The following is a 13,143-nucleotide window of genomic DNA, read 5'->3' on the forward strand; positions in this document are numbered from 1 at the left end:
CGCGGTCGGCGGGCGGGCCGCGGAGGCTTCAGTCCCGACGCTCGCGTTGGTGCAGCTTTTTGAGTGTGTAGAGCGCTTCGAGCGCCTCCCGGGGGCTCATCGCATCGGGGTCGAGCGTGGCCAGCGCGGATTCTACGGGGCTCTCCTGCGGCGTTTGGGCCACGGGCGGGGGCGCGAACAGGTCGACCTGGGCCTGCGCCTGGGTCTGCTGCGATTCCAGCGCTTCCAGCGCGCCGCGGGCATGGTGGATCACCGCTGCCGGCATGCCGGCCAGCCGCGCCACCTGGATGCCGTAGCTGCGGCTGGCCGGGCCGGGCTGCATCTCGTGCAGGAAGACGATGTCGCGGCCGCTCTCGGTCGCGCTCACGTGCATGTTGAGCGCCGCGCGGTGCGTGGCCGGGAACTCCGTCAGCTCGAAGTAGTGCGTGGCGAAGAGCGTGAAGGACTTGGCCTTGTCGTGCAGGTGCGCCGCGATGCCGGCCGCCAGCGCCAGGCCATCGAAGGTGCTGGTGCCGCGGCCGATCTCGTCCATCAGCACCAGCGAATGCGCCGTGGCGCTGTGCAGGATCTGCGCGGCCTCCGTCATTTCCAGCATGAAGGTGGACTGGGCGTTGGCCAGGTCGTCGGCCGCGCCGATGCGGGTGTGAATGGCGTCGATGGGCCCCAGCCTGCAACTGTGGGCCGGCACGCAGGAGCCGATGGAGGCCAGCAGCACGATGATGGCCACCTGCCGCATGTAGGTCGACTTGCCGCCCATGTTGGGGCCGGTGATGACCTGCATGCGCTGGCTGGGCCCGAGCCGCGTGTCGTTGGCGATGAAGGCGCCGCTCGATTTTTCGGCCAGGCGTGCCTCCACCACCGGATGGCGGCCCTGCTCGATCTCGATGCAGGGATGGGCCACGAAGCTGGGCGCGTTCCAGTTGAGCATGTGGGCGCGTTCGGCCAGCGCCGCGAGGGCGTCGAGCGAGGCCAGCGCAGCCGCCACACGCGTGAGGGCCGGCACATGCGGCTGCAACTGGTCGAGCAACTGCTCGTAGAGCCACTTCTCGCGCGCCAGGGCGCGGTCCTGCGCCGACAGCGCCTTGTCCTCGAAGGCCTTGAGTTCGGGCGTGATGAAGCGCTCGGCGTTCTTCAGTGTCTGGCGGCGGCGGTAGTGCTCGGGCACGCGCGAAAGGGCGCTCTGCGTGATCTCGATGTAGAAGCCGTGCACGCGGTTGAACTGCACCCGCAGGTTGGCGATGCCGGTGAGGGCGCGCTCGCGCGTCTCCAGCTCCAGCAGGAAGCCGTCGCAGTTCTCGCCGATGGCGCGCAGCTCGTCCAGCTCGGCGTCGAAGCCGGTGGCGATCACGCCGCCCTCGCGGATCAGCGCAGCAGGCTCGGGCCGGATGGCGCGCGCCAGCAGCTCCGCGCAGCCGGGCGGCGGCACCAGCTCTTCGGCGAAGTAGCCCAGCAACGGGGAACCTCTCGGCAGCAGCGGGCCGAGACGCTCGCACTTGGTCAGCGCCAGCTGCAGCGCGACCAACTCGCGCGGGCGCACCTGGCGCAGCGCGACGCGGGCGGAGATGCGCTCCACGTCGCTGGTGTTCTTGAGCTGCTCGCGTAGCAGCTTCCAGGGCGCGGCGGTCTCGCCGGGCGCGGGTGCGCGCAGGGCGGCGATCGCGCCCAGCCGGGCCTGGGCTTCGGCCCGATCGCGGCGCGGGGCCAGCAGCCAACGCTTGAGCATGCGGCTGCCCATGCCGGTCATGCAGGTGTCCAGCAGCGAAAAGAGGGTGGGCGACTCCTCGCCACGCAGCGTCTGCACCAGCTCGAGGTTGCGACGGGTGGTGGCGGGCAGCGCGATCAGCTCGCCATCGCGCTCGACGGCCAGGCGCTGCAGGTGCGACAGCGTGCGACCCTGCGTGTGTTCGGCGTAGCCCAGCAGCGCGGCGGCAGCGGCATGGGCCTGGCCCAGCGATTCGGCACTCCACGCGGCCAGGCTGGCAGCACCCAGTTGCTCGCGCAGCTTGCGCTCGCCCAGACCGGCGTCGAACTGCCACGCGGGCCGCACCGACAGCGTGAAGCCGCCCGGCTCGCGTTGCAGCTTCAGGCGCTGCTCGAAAGCCGGCGTGACCTCGGCGCTGTAGAGCAGCTCGCTCGGGCCCACGCGTTGCAGCCAGCCTTCGAGCGCGTCGGCGTCGCACTCCGCCAGGTGCACCTCGGCGCCGGTGACGCTGAGCCAGGCCAGGCCGCAGGCGTTGCGCGGGCCGGCATGCACGGCCATGAGGATGGCGTCGCTCTTGTCGGCCAGCAGCTCGGCATCGGTGAGCGTGCCGGGCGTGACCACGCGCACCACCTTGCGCTCCACCGGGCCTTTGGCAGCGCCGACCTCGCCCACCTGCTCGCAGATGGCGACCGACTCACCCAGCTTGATGAGGCGGGCGAGGTAGGTGTCGACCGAATGGAAGGGAACGCCGGCCATGACGACCGGCGAGCCAGCGGACTGGCCGCGGGTGGTCAGCGTGATGTCGAGCAGCCGCGCGGCCTTCTCGGCATCGCCGTAGAACAGCTCGTAGAAGTCGCCCATCCGGTAGAACAGAAGCGTCTCGGGATGGTCGGCTTTCAACCGTAAATATTGCGCCATCATTGGCGTGTGCGCGGAGAAGTCGGCGCTGGCCGGCGTCGGCAGGGCGGTGCTCGGGTCTTGCAATTGCTTGTCGATGTCCAGGGGCCGCGCATGCCTGCTGCCGGATGGCGGATGCTGTGCGCGAGGTCGGCCCGCTGCGGGGCGGGCCGACGAAGGGCGTGGATTATCGACCCGGGCGCCCCGTCCTCAACGCCACAGGTTCGTCCGCGCCAGCTCCATCACCTCGTCCCCGCGCCCATTCATGATGGCCTTGAGCAGGTACAGCCCGAAGCCCTTGGCCTGCTCCGCCTCGATCTTGGGCGGCAGCACCAGTTCCTGCTTGGCCGTGACCACGTCCACCAGCGCCGGGCCGTCGTGGGCGAAGGCGGCGGCCAGGGCGCCGTCAAGCTCGGCGGAGTCGGTCACGCGGATGCCGCGCACGCCCATGGCCGTCGCCATCGCCGCGAAGTCCGGGTTCGCCAGGTCGGTGCCGGTGTCCAGGTAGCCGCCGGATTTCATCTCCATGGCGACGAAACCCAGGCTGCCGTTGTTGAAGACGATTACCTTCACCGGCAGGCCCAGCTGCACCAGGCTCAGGAAGTCGCCCATCATCATGGTGAAGCCGCCGTCGCCCGAGAGCGAGACCACTTGCCGCCCGGGCGCTGCCGCCTGTGCGCCCATGGCCTGCAGCATGGCGTTGGCCATGGAGCCATGGTTGAAGGAGCCGATAAGCCGGCGCCGGCCGTTCATCTTCAGGTAGCGCGCTGCCCACACCGTGGGGGTGCCCACGTCGGCGGTGAAGACGGCATCGTCGGCCGCCATCGCGCTCACCCGCTGCGCCACGTACTGCGGGTGCAGCGGTCGACCCGCACCGGTGGGCACGGCCAGGTCGTCCAGGCCCTCGCGCGCCTTCGCATAGTGGGCCAGTGCGCCATCGAGGAAGCGCCGGTCGTCGTGGTCTTGGAGTCGCGGCAGCAGTGCGGCGATGGTGTCGCCCACGTCGCCGACCAAGCCCTGCGCCAGCGGCGCCCGGCGGCCGAGGGCGCCGGGGTCGCGGTCGATCTGCACGATGTGCGCGTCCTTGGGATAGAAGGCGCGATACGGAAAGTCGGTGCCCAGCATCAGCAGGGTGTCGGCGTTCTCCATGGCGTGGTAGCCGGAGGCGAAGCCGATCAGGCCGGTCATGCCCACGTCGTAGGGGTTGTCCCATTCCACATGCTCCTTGCCGCGCAGTGCATGAACGATGGGCGCCTTGAGCCGCTCGGCCAGGGCCACCACGGCATCGTGGTGCCCGGCACAGCCGCTGCCGGCGAGGATCGTGATGGCCCGGCTTCCGTCGAGGTGGGCGGTGAGTTCGTCGAGCGCGGCGTCCGGCGGCACGATGCGCGGCCGCGGCGCCAGGGGGATGCGGGGCGCCGCGTCGACCGGCGCAGCGGCCAGCGCCACGTCGCCGGGGATCACCAGCACCGCCACACCCCCTCGCCCCACGGCCGTCTGGATCGCGCGGTGCAGCACAGCCGGCATCTGCGCCGGGTTGGAGACCAGCTCCACATAGTCCGCGCATTCGCGGAACAGCTCCTGCGGATGCGTCTCCTGGAAGTAGCCCAGCCCGATCTCCGAGGAGGGGATGTGCGCGGCGATGGCCAGCACCGGCACCCGGTTGCGCTGGCAGTCGAACAGGCCGTTGATGAGGTGCAGGTTGCCGGGCCCGCAACTGCCCGCGCAGACCGCCAGCCGGCCGGTGAGCGCCGCCTCGGCGCCGGCGGCGAAGGCGGCCGATTCCTCGTGCCGCACATGCATCCATTCGATGCGGCCCAGCCGGCGCAGGCTGTCGTTCAGGCCGTTGAGGCTGTCGCCCGTCACGCCCCAGATGCGCTCGACGCCGAGATCGGCAAGGCTTTGGGCGAGGAGGTCGGCGACGGTGAAAGGCATGGCGGCTCCAGGTTGAGGGTAAATACGAATGGACTCACGTTCATCCTACAAATGCCACCAGGTGGGCTGCGTAGGAGCTAAGCGATAGCGGCGCTCCCGGTCCGCGGTGTGGGCGTCCATTGGCTCGCACAGCAGGGCGCTCTGGGGCGAATTGCGTCCCTGACGCGCAATGCCAACGGTCTCAGGGCGCGCGTCAGGACCAGCCCACGCGCCCCTGCGACGCGTCGGTGATGGCCGCTATCAGGGCCGGCGCCGCGTCGTCGACCACCTCGAAGCGAAAGCGCACGACGCTGCCGTGGTCCACCTCCAGCAGCGCGGCGTCGGCATTCGCCAGGGCGCGGCGAACGGTGCCTTCCAGCGCATAGGGCACCTCGCAGCTCAGCAGGACACGCCGCTGCAGCGGCACGGCCTGCGCGGCCTTCAGGGCTTGCGCCACGGCGTCGGTGTAGGCGCGGACCAGGCCGCCGGCGCCCAGCTTCACGCCGCCGAAGTAACGCACCACCGTGGCCAGAACGCCTTCCAGGTCATGGTGGCGCAGCACCTCCAGCATCGGCCGGCCGGCGGTGCCCGCGGGCTCGCCGTCATCCACGGCCGCCGACTGCCCGCCTGCCATCAGTGCCCAGCAGACATGGGCCGCATCCGGATGCTGGGCTCGCAACTGCGACACGATGGCCTGAGCCGCCGCCCGGTCGGGCACCGGCTGCACGCAGGCCAGGAAGCGGCTCTTGCGTACCAGCAGTTCGAAGCTGGCGGGCGCCGCGATGGAAAAAGGCATGGGAACAGGGCGACAGGCGCCGCGACGGTCGGGTCGGCGATGATGCCGCAGGCCGAATGGCGGTCGAGGAAAGAGAGAACAACGTGATCGGAAATCTGCTGACGGGCCTGGTGGCCCTCATCCACGTCTACATCCTGATGCTGGAGATGTTCTTATGGGACACGCCGCGCGGCCACAAGGCCTTCGGCCTCACGCCCGAGTTCGCACGGGCCACCCGCGTGCTCGCGGCCAACCAGGGGCTCTACAACGGCTTCCTGGCGGTGGGGCTCATCTGGGGACTGTGGCTCGGCGCTGCCGGCCTTGCGGTCAAGCTCTTCTTCCTGGGCTGCGTGGCGGTGGCAGGGCTGTACGGTGCTGCCACGTCGAACCGAAAGATCCTGTTCGTGCAGACCGTGCCGGCCGTGCTCGCCATGGCCGCGCTGCTGGCGCTCGGCTGAAGCGGACGCGCCGGCGACGCCCGGTCTTCAGACGGTCGGCGCGCGCCGCAGCGCGTGCTGCGTCCAGCGCACGATGTCGGCGCTGCCCATCGCGCCGGGCTGGCGGGCGATCTCGCGGCCACCGACGAACAGGGCCAGCGTCGGAATGCTTCGGATGTTGAAGCGCGCGCCCAGCGCAGGCTGCGCCTCGGTGTCGACCTTGGCCAGGCGCACATGCGGTTCCAGGGTCCGGGCCGCCTGCTCGAAGGCCGGCGCCATCTGCCGGCAAGGGCCGCACCACGGCGCCCAGAAGTCCACCAGCACCGGCAATTGGCCGCGCCCCACATGCCGCTCGAAGGCCGCCGTGTCGAGCGCCACCGGATGGCCGGTGAACAGCGGCTTGTGGCACTGACCACAGTCAGGGGCGCTGCCCAGCTGTTGGGTACGCACGCGGTTGGTGGTCTGGCAGTGAGGGCAGACCACATGCAGGCTGTCGGCCGTCTTCTCGCTCATGGGCTTCTCCGATCGTGCGCGTGGACTTCAGGCGGCGGCCGGGCCGGAAGCCTGGCCACCGGCCGGCGCGGCACCCTTGCGGGCCAGGGCCTGCGCCCGGTCGATGGCCGCCCGCGCGGTCTGCTCGGCGGCCAGTGAGGCCTCCAGCGGCGACCGGCACAGGCCGGCATGCTGGTAGCGCAGGTTCTCGTACACGGCGGCTGCGGCCGGCGAAGCCTGCAGCAAGGGCTGCAACACGTCGGTGTCCTGGACCTGGTCCAGCGCGGCGGCCAGCCGCTGGGCCACGAGCCGGTACTGGCCCGCGTCGGGGTGGCCGCGCTCCATCCGCTCCAGATCGTGAGCGAGCAGCACGGCATGGGGGGTATGGGTGCGAGAGGTGTTCATGCCCCCGAGTTTTGGGGCGTGCATGCGCATTGCAAGAGGCGCCGCTGCGCTGCCGCAGTTGCACGCGGCGGGCGCCTGGCTCCGTGCCTCAGGCCAACTGCCGCAGGGGTTCCCGCACGGCATCGGCAGATGCGGGGCGAACCACCCGGGCCACTTCCTGGCCGTCTTTCAGGAACACCAGCGTCGGCCACAGCTTGACGCTGAAGGCCCGGCCCAGCGGGCGGCCGCTGCCGTCTTCCACCTTGATGTGGCGCAGGCCCTCGGGTGCTTCGGCCAGTGCTTCGGTGATGGCGGGCTGGGCGCCCTTGCAGATGCCGCACCAGTTGGCGCCGAATTCGAGGACGGTGGGGCCGGTGAGGGCGGCCACTTCATCCTGGCGCAGGGTTTCCGGTTCGTAGGGTCGGGTCATATCGGGAGTGTGGCAGCGTCGGGCCGGCCGCGTGTGCGGCAGGGCCGGCATGGAATGTCGGTGGCTGCCCGGGAAGGGAAGGGGTACATCGGACGCTGGCGGCAGAAGGGCCGGCCCCGCGGTCAACCGCCCCGCCGCCCCAGCTTGCGGTAGACCGTCGCCCGGCTCACGCCGAGCAGCCGGGCCGCCTCGGCGACATTGCCCTGGGCCTCGTCGACCGCCTGGCGGATCCACGCGTCCTGTGCCTCCTTCAAGCGTGGGCGCCCGGCCGCGCGCGGGCCGGTCCCGCCGCTTCGCGTGGCACGCAGCTGGGTGCGCAGGCCGTTCCACAACGGGACTTCGAGCGGCGCGGCGCCGCGGCTGGCAGCGTCGAAGAGCAGAGGCGCGGGCGCCGCGAACACTTCGTCGGCCGGCCAGGGGCCCGTGCCCTGCAGGCCGAGCAACTGACGTGCGAGCGCGTTGGCGCCCGTGATGCATCCGTCGGTGTCCAGCACCAGCAGCCCGTCGCTGTCGGCACCTTCGACGGGGCCCAGGCAGCCGGGCCAGTTGAGCTGCAGCAGCAGGGCATGCGGCTGCGCGCGCAGCAGGCGGTTGCCGATGGCCTGGCCGGCATGGCGGGCCAGGTGCTGCAGCTCGGGCCGCTCCTCCACCTGCACGCCCGTCAGGTCCAGCATGCCGATGCAGCGGCCCTGCGGGTCGAAGAGCGGCGCGCCGGCGCAGGTGTAGACGCTGGTGTCGTCGAAGAAGTGCTCGCCGCGGTGGAGCCAGACCGGCGCCTGCTCCGCCAGGGTGGCACCGATGGCCGTGGTGCCGACGGCCCGCTCCGACAGATCCACCCCCACGCGGGCGATGTCGGCGATGGCGCGGTCTTCCTGTGCGGGCAACGCGCCCACGTCGAGCACCGTGCCCTCGGCATCGGTCAGCAGGGCGAAGTAGCGGGTGGCGGCAATGGCGCGCGACAGGCGGTCCATCACTGGACGGGCCGCCTCGATCAGCCGCCGGCTGGCCTCGGTGGCCTGGCGCAGCCGGGGGGCCGAGACCGGGTCGAACTGCACGCGCTCGTTCGGCTGACGGCCGGCGGCCAGGCAGCGCTGCCAGGAGCGTGTGATCCAGGGCTCGATGGGCGGCGCATGGCGTCCTTGGGTGCCATGCAGCCAGTGCCCGCGCGCCAGCGCAATGGCGCCGGCGCGGTCGGGCGCGGGACGGACCGGTGTCTCCATGGGGGCTTTTCGTGGGGGTGTTCCATTTTGAGAATTTCGGGCCCGACCGTCCATCGCGCTAGGGTTTTGCCTGAGCGCTGCCCCTGGGTGGGCGCGGAACATGAGACGCTTCGGCCCTCGTGCCACCCAGCCATCCCCTCGAATGGAGACAGCCAGCATGCAGGTATCCCTCAGTGTCAATGGTCGCGCCGTCAATGTGGACGCAGCGCCCAACACCCTCCTCGTCACAGCCATCCGCGAGCATCTGCAACTCACCGGCACCCACGTGGGCTGCGACACCGCCCAGTGCGGCGCCTGCACGGTGCACATGAACGGACGTGCGGTGAAGTCCTGCAACATCCTGCTGGCCCAGGCGGCCGGCGCCGAGATCACCACCATCGAGGGCATCGCCCAGCCCGACGGCACGCTGCATCCGATGCAGGCCGCCTTCAAGGAATGCCATGGCCTGCAATGCGGCTTCTGCACGCCCGGCATGGTGATGAGCGCCATCGACCTGTGCCAGCAGCATCCCGGTGCCGACGAGCAGGAGATCCGCGAGCTGCTCGACGGCAACCTGTGCCGCTGCACCGGCTACCAGAACATCGTCAAGGCCGTGAAGATGGGCGGCCAGGGCATGGCCGAAGGCCAGTCCGCCACCTCGTCCGCCACCGCCACGGCCTGAGCGAAAAGGAGTCCGCCATGGGTGCATCCGACTTCTCCAAGCTGCCGCACATCGGCGAGGCCATCCGCCGCAAGGAAGACCTGCGCTTCCTGACCGGCGCCGGCAACTACACCGGCGACGTGGTGCTGGCCAACCAGGCGCATGCCGTCTTCCTGCGCTCGCCGCACGCCCACGCGGCCATCAAGTCCATCGACACCTCGGCCGCGAAGCAGATGCCCGGCGTGGTCGGCATCTTCACCGGCGCCGACATCGACGGGAAGATGGGCGGCTTGCCCTGCGGCTGGCAGATCAACAACCCCGACGGCTCGCCCATGAAGGAGCCGCCGCACCCCATCCTCGCCATCGGCAAGGTGCGCTACGTGGGCGACCATGTGGCCATGGTGGTGGCCGAGACCGTGGAGCAGGCGCGCAATGCCTCCGAGGCCATCGTGGTCGAGTACGACGTGCTGCCCGCCGTCGTGAGTCTCGTCGACGCAGCCAAGAAGACCGGCCCCGCCATCCATGAGATTGCGCCCGACAACCAGTGCTACAAGTGGACGCTGGGCGACAAGGCGCAGGTCGATGCCGCCTTCGAGAAGGCTGCCCATGTCACCAAGCTGGACCTGGTCAACAACCGACTGATCCCCAATCCCATCGAGCCTCGCGTGGCCGTGGCCGGCTACAACCGCGCCGGCGACGAGTACGTGCTGTACGTGGCCAACCAGAACCCGCACGTCGAGCGCCTGCTGATGACCGCCTTCGTGCTTGGCCTGCCTGAGCACAAGGTGCGCGTGATCGCGCCGGACGTGGGCGGCGGCTTCGGCTCCAAGATCTTCCTGTACGCCGAGGACGTGGCCCTGACCTGGGCCAGCAAGCAGCTCAACCGCAACATCAAGTGGACGGCCGAGCGCTCCGAATGCTTCCTGTCGGATGCCCATGGCCGCGACCACGTGAGCCATGCCGAGATGGCGATGGACAAGGACGGCAAGTTCCTGGCCATGCGCGTGCACACCGACGCCAACCTGGGCGCCTACCTGTCGACCTTCTCGACGGCGGTGCCCACCATCCTCTACGCCACGCTGCTGGCCGGGCAGTACACCACGCCGCAGATCTATGTGGAGGTGGACGCTTGGTTCACCAACACCGCGCCGGTCGACGCGTACCGCGGCGCGGGCCGGCCCGAGGCCACCTACCTGCTCGAACGCCTGGTCACCCGCTGCGGCTGGGAGATCGGTCTGGGGCAGGACGAGATCCGCCGCCGCAACTTCATTCGTGAATGGCCGTACCAGACGCCCGTCGCGCTGCAGTACGACGTGGGTGACTATGAAGCCTGCATGAAGCGCGCGCAGGAGCTGGCCGAGGTGAGCGGCTTCGACGCCCGCCGCGCCGAGAGCGAGAAGAACGGCAAGCTGCGCGGCATCGGCTATTCCAGCTACATCGAGGCCTGCGGCCTGGCGCCGTCGAACATCGCCGGGGCGCTGGGTGCGCGGGCCGGCCTGTTCGAGGCCGGCGAGGTGCGGGTGCACCCCACCGGCAGCGTGACGGTGTTCACCGGCTCGCACAGCCACGGCCAGGGCCACGAGACCACCTTCGCGCAGGTGGTGGCCGCGCGCCTGGGCATTCCGGTCGAGAACGTGGACATCGTGCACGGCGACACCGGCCGCATTCCCTTCGGCATGGGCACCTACGGCTCGCGCTCGATCAGCGTGGGCGGCGCGGCCATCATGCGGGCGCTGGACAAGATCGAGGCCAAGGCCAAGAAGATCGCCGCCCACCTGATGGAAGCCAGCGATGCCGACATCGACTTCAGTGGTGGCGAATTCAGCGTCAAGGGCACCGACAAGAAGATCCCCTTCGGCCAAGTGGCGCTGACGGCCTATGTGCCGCACAACTACCCGCTCGACAAGCTGGAGCCGGGCCTGAACGAAACCGCCTTCTACGACCCCACCAACTTCACCTACCCGGCCGGCACCTACATCTGCGAGGTGGAGATCGACAAGGCCACGGGCGAGGTCAAGGTGGACCGCTTCACCGCCGTGGACGACTTCGGCACCATCATCAACCCCATGATTGTGGAAGGCCAGGTGCAGGGCGGCATCGTGCAGGGCATCGGCCAGGCGCTGCTGGAGAACTGCGTCTATGACAACGAGACCGGCCAGCTGCTTACCGGCAGCTTCATGGACTACGCCATGCCGCGCGCCGCCGATTTCCCCAACTTCAAGCTGGACACGATCTGCACGCCCTGCACCCACAACCCGCTCGGTACCAAGGGCTGCGGCGAGGCGGGCGCGATCGGCTCGCCGCCGGCGGTCATCAACGCGGTGCTCGACGCGCTGGCGCCGATGGGCGTGAAGGAGTTCGACATGCCCGCCACCCCGGCCCGTGTGTGGGAAGCCATGCAGCGCGGCAGCACCACGCCCCAGCAGCAACCGCAGACGCCCTCGTTGGCGGCCAGCACCCAAGGCCGTCCGGCCGCCTGATCACCCTCGAAGGAAGGAGACTTTTCCATGTACGCATTCACCTTCGAACAGCCCGCCGCACTCGACGAAGCACAACGCCTGGCAGCCGCTGGCGGCAAGCCGCTGGCCGGTGGTCAGACGCTGCTGGCTTCGATGAAGCTGCGCCTGTCGGCACCCGAACAGCTGGTCGACCTGGGCCGCTGCAAGGAGCTGTCGGGCATCGGCCTGCAGAACGGCGAGCTGGTCATTGGCGCCATGACGCGTCATGGCGAGGTCGCGGTCAATCCGCAGGTGCGCGAGGCCTATCCCGCGCTGGCCGACCTGGCCTCGCGCATCGGCGACCGCCAGGTGCGGGCCATGGGCACGCTGGGCGGCTCGGTGGCCAACAACGATCCGGCCGCCTGCTACCCGAGCGCCGTGCTCGCCTCGGGCGCGACCATCGTCACCACGCAGCGCGAGATCGCGGCCGACGACTTCTTCCTGGGCCTGTTCGCCACGGCGCTGGAGGAGGGCGAGCTGATCAAGGCGATCCGCTTCCCGCTGCCCAGGCAGGCGGCGTACGAGAAGCTGCGCCAGAAGGCCTCGCACTTCCCGCTGGTGGGCGTGTTCGTGGCCCGCTTTGACGACGGCGTGCGTGTGGCTGTCACCGGCGCGGGCAACGGCGTGTTCCGCCATGCGGGGCTGGAGCAGGCCCTGTCGCAGGCCTTCACGGCCCAGGCGGCCGGCGGCGTGGAGATCGACGCCAGCGAGCTCAACAGCGACCTGCACGGCACAGCGGCCTACCGCGCCAACCTGATCAGCGTGCTGGCGCAGCGCGCCGTGATCAAGGCGAGCCGCTAAGCTCGGCACGATGACCGACGCCGCCCGCCTCCCACCTGCGCCCGACCTTTCCTCCATCGACGCGCTGGAACGGGGGCTGGCGTCGCGCGGCTACCTGGCCGACCGGCGGCTGGCGACGGCCGTCTTCCTCGCCCTGAAGCTGCAGCGGCCGCTGTTGCTGGAGGGCGAGCCCGGCGTTGGCAAGACCGAACTGGCCAAGGCGCTGTCCGGCCTGCTCGGCCGACAGCTGCTGCGCCTGCAGTGCTACGACGGCCTGGAGCAGCGCGAGGCGCTGTACGAGTGGAACTACGCCGCGCAGTTGCTGCACCTGCGTGCCTCCGAGGCCGGTGTCAATGCGAAGGACGAAGGCGCGCGCGACGCGGAGGCCGAGGTCTACCAGCCGCGCTACCTGATCCAGCGCCCGCTGCTGCAGGCCCTGCAGTCGCCCGCCCCCGGCGCCGTGCTGCTGATCGACGAGGTGGATCGGGCCGACGAGCCCTTCGAAGCCTTCCTGCTCGAATACCTGGGCGAATACCAGGTCAGCATTCCCGAGCTGGGCACGGTGCGTGCCGCGGTGCCGCCCGTGACCCTGCTCACCAGCAACCGTACCCGCGACCTGAACGATGCGGTCAAGCGCCGCTGTCTCTATCACTGGCTGGACTACCCCGAGCGTGAGCGCGAGCTGGCCATCGTTCGCGCCCAGGTGCCGCAGGCTGGCGAGGCGCTGTCGGCCCAGGTGGCCGATTTCGTTCAGCGCGTGCGCGCGCAGCCCTTCGCCAATGCCTTCCAGCGTGCGCCTGGCATCGCCGAGAGCGTGGAATGGGCGCGAGCGCTGGTGGCGCTGGACACGGTGGTGCTCGACCCCGAGGTGGTGGTCGATACCGCCGGCATCCTGTTCAAGCAACGCGACGATGTGGCGGCGCTGAACCACCAGCTCGCCACCGAACTGCTTGCGCCGGAAGCCGCCTGACAAG

At 70.2% G+C, this 13,143-nt stretch carries 12 protein-coding genes; 5 read left to right on the plus strand and 7 right to left on the minus strand.

The genetic code is table 11. The features are described 5' to 3' along the window. Window positions 1-28: 28 nt before the first annotated feature. From mutS to DFR41_RS09180, 3 genes are all read right to left on the minus strand, one after another. Window positions 29-2,623, minus strand: coding sequence for a DNA mismatch repair protein MutS (gene mutS / locus DFR41_RS09170; protein ID WP_114802547.1), 2,595 nt, complete (start codon window positions 2,621-2,623; stop codon window positions 29-31). A gap of 186 nt (window positions 2,624-2,809) precedes the next feature. Next, on the minus strand, window positions 2,810-4,534 hold the full coding sequence (gene poxB, locus DFR41_RS09175; RefSeq protein WP_017762245.1) for a ubiquinone-dependent pyruvate dehydrogenase: 1,725 nt from the start codon (window positions 4,532-4,534) through the stop codon (window positions 2,810-2,812). A gap of 193 nt (window positions 4,535-4,727) precedes the next feature. Beyond that, on the minus strand, window positions 4,728-5,309 hold the full coding sequence (locus DFR41_RS09180) for an IMPACT family protein (protein ID WP_114802481.1): 582 nt from the start codon (window positions 5,307-5,309) through the stop codon (window positions 4,728-4,730). 56 nt (window positions 5,310-5,365) lie between these two features. Between DFR41_RS09180 and DFR41_RS09185 the strand changes: the two genes are divergently transcribed. Further along, window positions 5,366-5,746, plus strand: a complete 381-nt coding sequence (locus DFR41_RS09185; protein ID WP_211322565.1) for a DUF1304 domain-containing protein — start codon at window positions 5,366-5,368, stop codon at window positions 5,744-5,746. A gap of 27 nt (window positions 5,747-5,773) precedes the next feature. Here the strand turns inward: DFR41_RS09185 and trxC are convergent, their stop codons facing one another. The 4 genes from trxC to DFR41_RS09205 all read right to left on the minus strand — a co-directional run bounded on the left by trxC (window position 5,774) and on the right by DFR41_RS09205 (window position 8,251). Further along, window positions 5,774-6,238 (minus strand): thioredoxin TrxC, encoded by a 465-nt coding sequence (gene trxC / locus DFR41_RS09190; RefSeq protein WP_114802482.1) that lies wholly within the window; start codon window positions 6,236-6,238, stop codon window positions 5,774-5,776. Between the two features lie 27 nt (window positions 6,239-6,265). Next, on the minus strand, window positions 6,266-6,622 hold the full coding sequence (locus DFR41_RS09195) for a hypothetical protein (RefSeq protein WP_052383560.1): 357 nt from the start codon (window positions 6,620-6,622) through the stop codon (window positions 6,266-6,268). An 88-nt stretch (window positions 6,623-6,710) separates the two neighbouring features. After that, window positions 6,711-7,031, minus strand: coding sequence for a thioredoxin family protein (locus DFR41_RS09200; protein ID WP_114802483.1), 321 nt, complete (start codon window positions 7,029-7,031; stop codon window positions 6,711-6,713). Window positions 7,032-7,153: 122 nt separating this feature from the next. Further along, on the minus strand, window positions 7,154-8,251 hold the full coding sequence (locus tag DFR41_RS09205) for a helix-turn-helix domain-containing protein (RefSeq protein ID WP_114802484.1): 1,098 nt from the start codon (window positions 8,249-8,251) through the stop codon (window positions 7,154-7,156). 157 nt (window positions 8,252-8,408) lie between these two features. On the opposite strand from DFR41_RS09205, the gene DFR41_RS09210 reads away from it, so the two are divergent. From DFR41_RS09210 to DFR41_RS09225, 4 genes are read left to right on the plus strand one after another with little or no spacing between them, the layout of a single operon-like run. Next, complete coding sequence (locus DFR41_RS09210; RefSeq protein WP_017761145.1) at window positions 8,409-8,912, plus strand: (2Fe-2S)-binding protein; 504 nt, start codon at window positions 8,409-8,411, stop codon at window positions 8,910-8,912. A gap of 17 nt (window positions 8,913-8,929) precedes the next feature. Continuing rightward, on the plus strand, window positions 8,930-11,371 hold the full coding sequence (locus tag DFR41_RS09215) for a xanthine dehydrogenase family protein molybdopterin-binding subunit (protein ID WP_017761146.1): 2,442 nt from the start codon (window positions 8,930-8,932) through the stop codon (window positions 11,369-11,371). A 27-nt stretch (window positions 11,372-11,398) separates the two neighbouring features. Further along, the gene (locus tag DFR41_RS09220) at window positions 11,399-12,190 is read left to right on the plus strand and encodes an FAD binding domain-containing protein (RefSeq protein ID WP_114802485.1); all 792 of its coding nucleotides are present in this window, start codon (window positions 11,399-11,401) and stop codon (window positions 12,188-12,190) included. A gap of 10 nt (window positions 12,191-12,200) precedes the next feature. Then, window positions 12,201-13,139, plus strand: coding sequence for an AAA family ATPase (locus DFR41_RS09225; RefSeq protein WP_114802486.1), 939 nt, complete (start codon window positions 12,201-12,203; stop codon window positions 13,137-13,139). Window positions 13,140-13,143: the final 4 nt, after the last annotated feature.

The organism is Pseudacidovorax intermedius (genome assembly GCF_003350475.1).
Lineage (GTDB): Bacteria > Pseudomonadota > Gammaproteobacteria > Burkholderiales > Burkholderiaceae_C > Xenophilus > Xenophilus intermedius.

Excerpts from the sequence above, each read along its gene's own strand:
- DFR41_RS09195 (WP_052383560.1), bottom strand. The coding sequence starts at position 6,622 with ATGAACACCTCTCGCACCCATACCCCCCATGCCGTGCTGCTCGCTCAC.
- DFR41_RS09225 (WP_114802486.1), top strand. The coding sequence starts at position 12,201 with ATGACCGACGCCGCCCGCCTCCCACCTGCGCCCGACCTTTCCTCCATC.
- DFR41_RS09210 (WP_017761145.1), top strand. The coding sequence starts at position 8,409 with ATGCAGGTATCCCTCAGTGTCAATGGTCGCGCCGTCAATGTGGACGCA.
- DFR41_RS09205 (WP_114802484.1), bottom strand. The coding sequence starts at position 8,251 with ATGGAGACACCGGTCCGTCCCGCGCCCGACCGCGCCGGCGCCATTGCG.
- DFR41_RS09215 (WP_017761146.1), top strand. The coding sequence starts at position 8,930 with ATGGGTGCATCCGACTTCTCCAAGCTGCCGCACATCGGCGAGGCCATC.
- mutS (WP_114802547.1), bottom strand. The coding sequence starts at position 2,623 with ATGATGGCGCAATATTTACGGTTGAAAGCCGACCATCCCGAGACGCTT.
- trxC (WP_114802482.1), bottom strand. The coding sequence starts at position 6,238 with ATGAGCGAGAAGACGGCCGACAGCCTGCATGTGGTCTGCCCTCACTGC.
- DFR41_RS09200 (WP_114802483.1), bottom strand. The coding sequence starts at position 7,031 with ATGACCCGACCCTACGAACCGGAAACCCTGCGCCAGGATGAAGTGGCC.
- DFR41_RS09185 (WP_211322565.1), top strand. The coding sequence starts at position 5,366 with ATGGCGGTCGAGGAAAGAGAGAACAACGTGATCGGAAATCTGCTGACG.
- poxB (WP_017762245.1), bottom strand. The coding sequence starts at position 4,534 with ATGCCTTTCACCGTCGCCGACCTCCTCGCCCAAAGCCTTGCCGATCTC.
- DFR41_RS09180 (WP_114802481.1), bottom strand. The coding sequence starts at position 5,309 with ATGCCTTTTTCCATCGCGGCGCCCGCCAGCTTCGAACTGCTGGTACGC.
- DFR41_RS09220 (WP_114802485.1), top strand. The coding sequence starts at position 11,399 with ATGTACGCATTCACCTTCGAACAGCCCGCCGCACTCGACGAAGCACAA.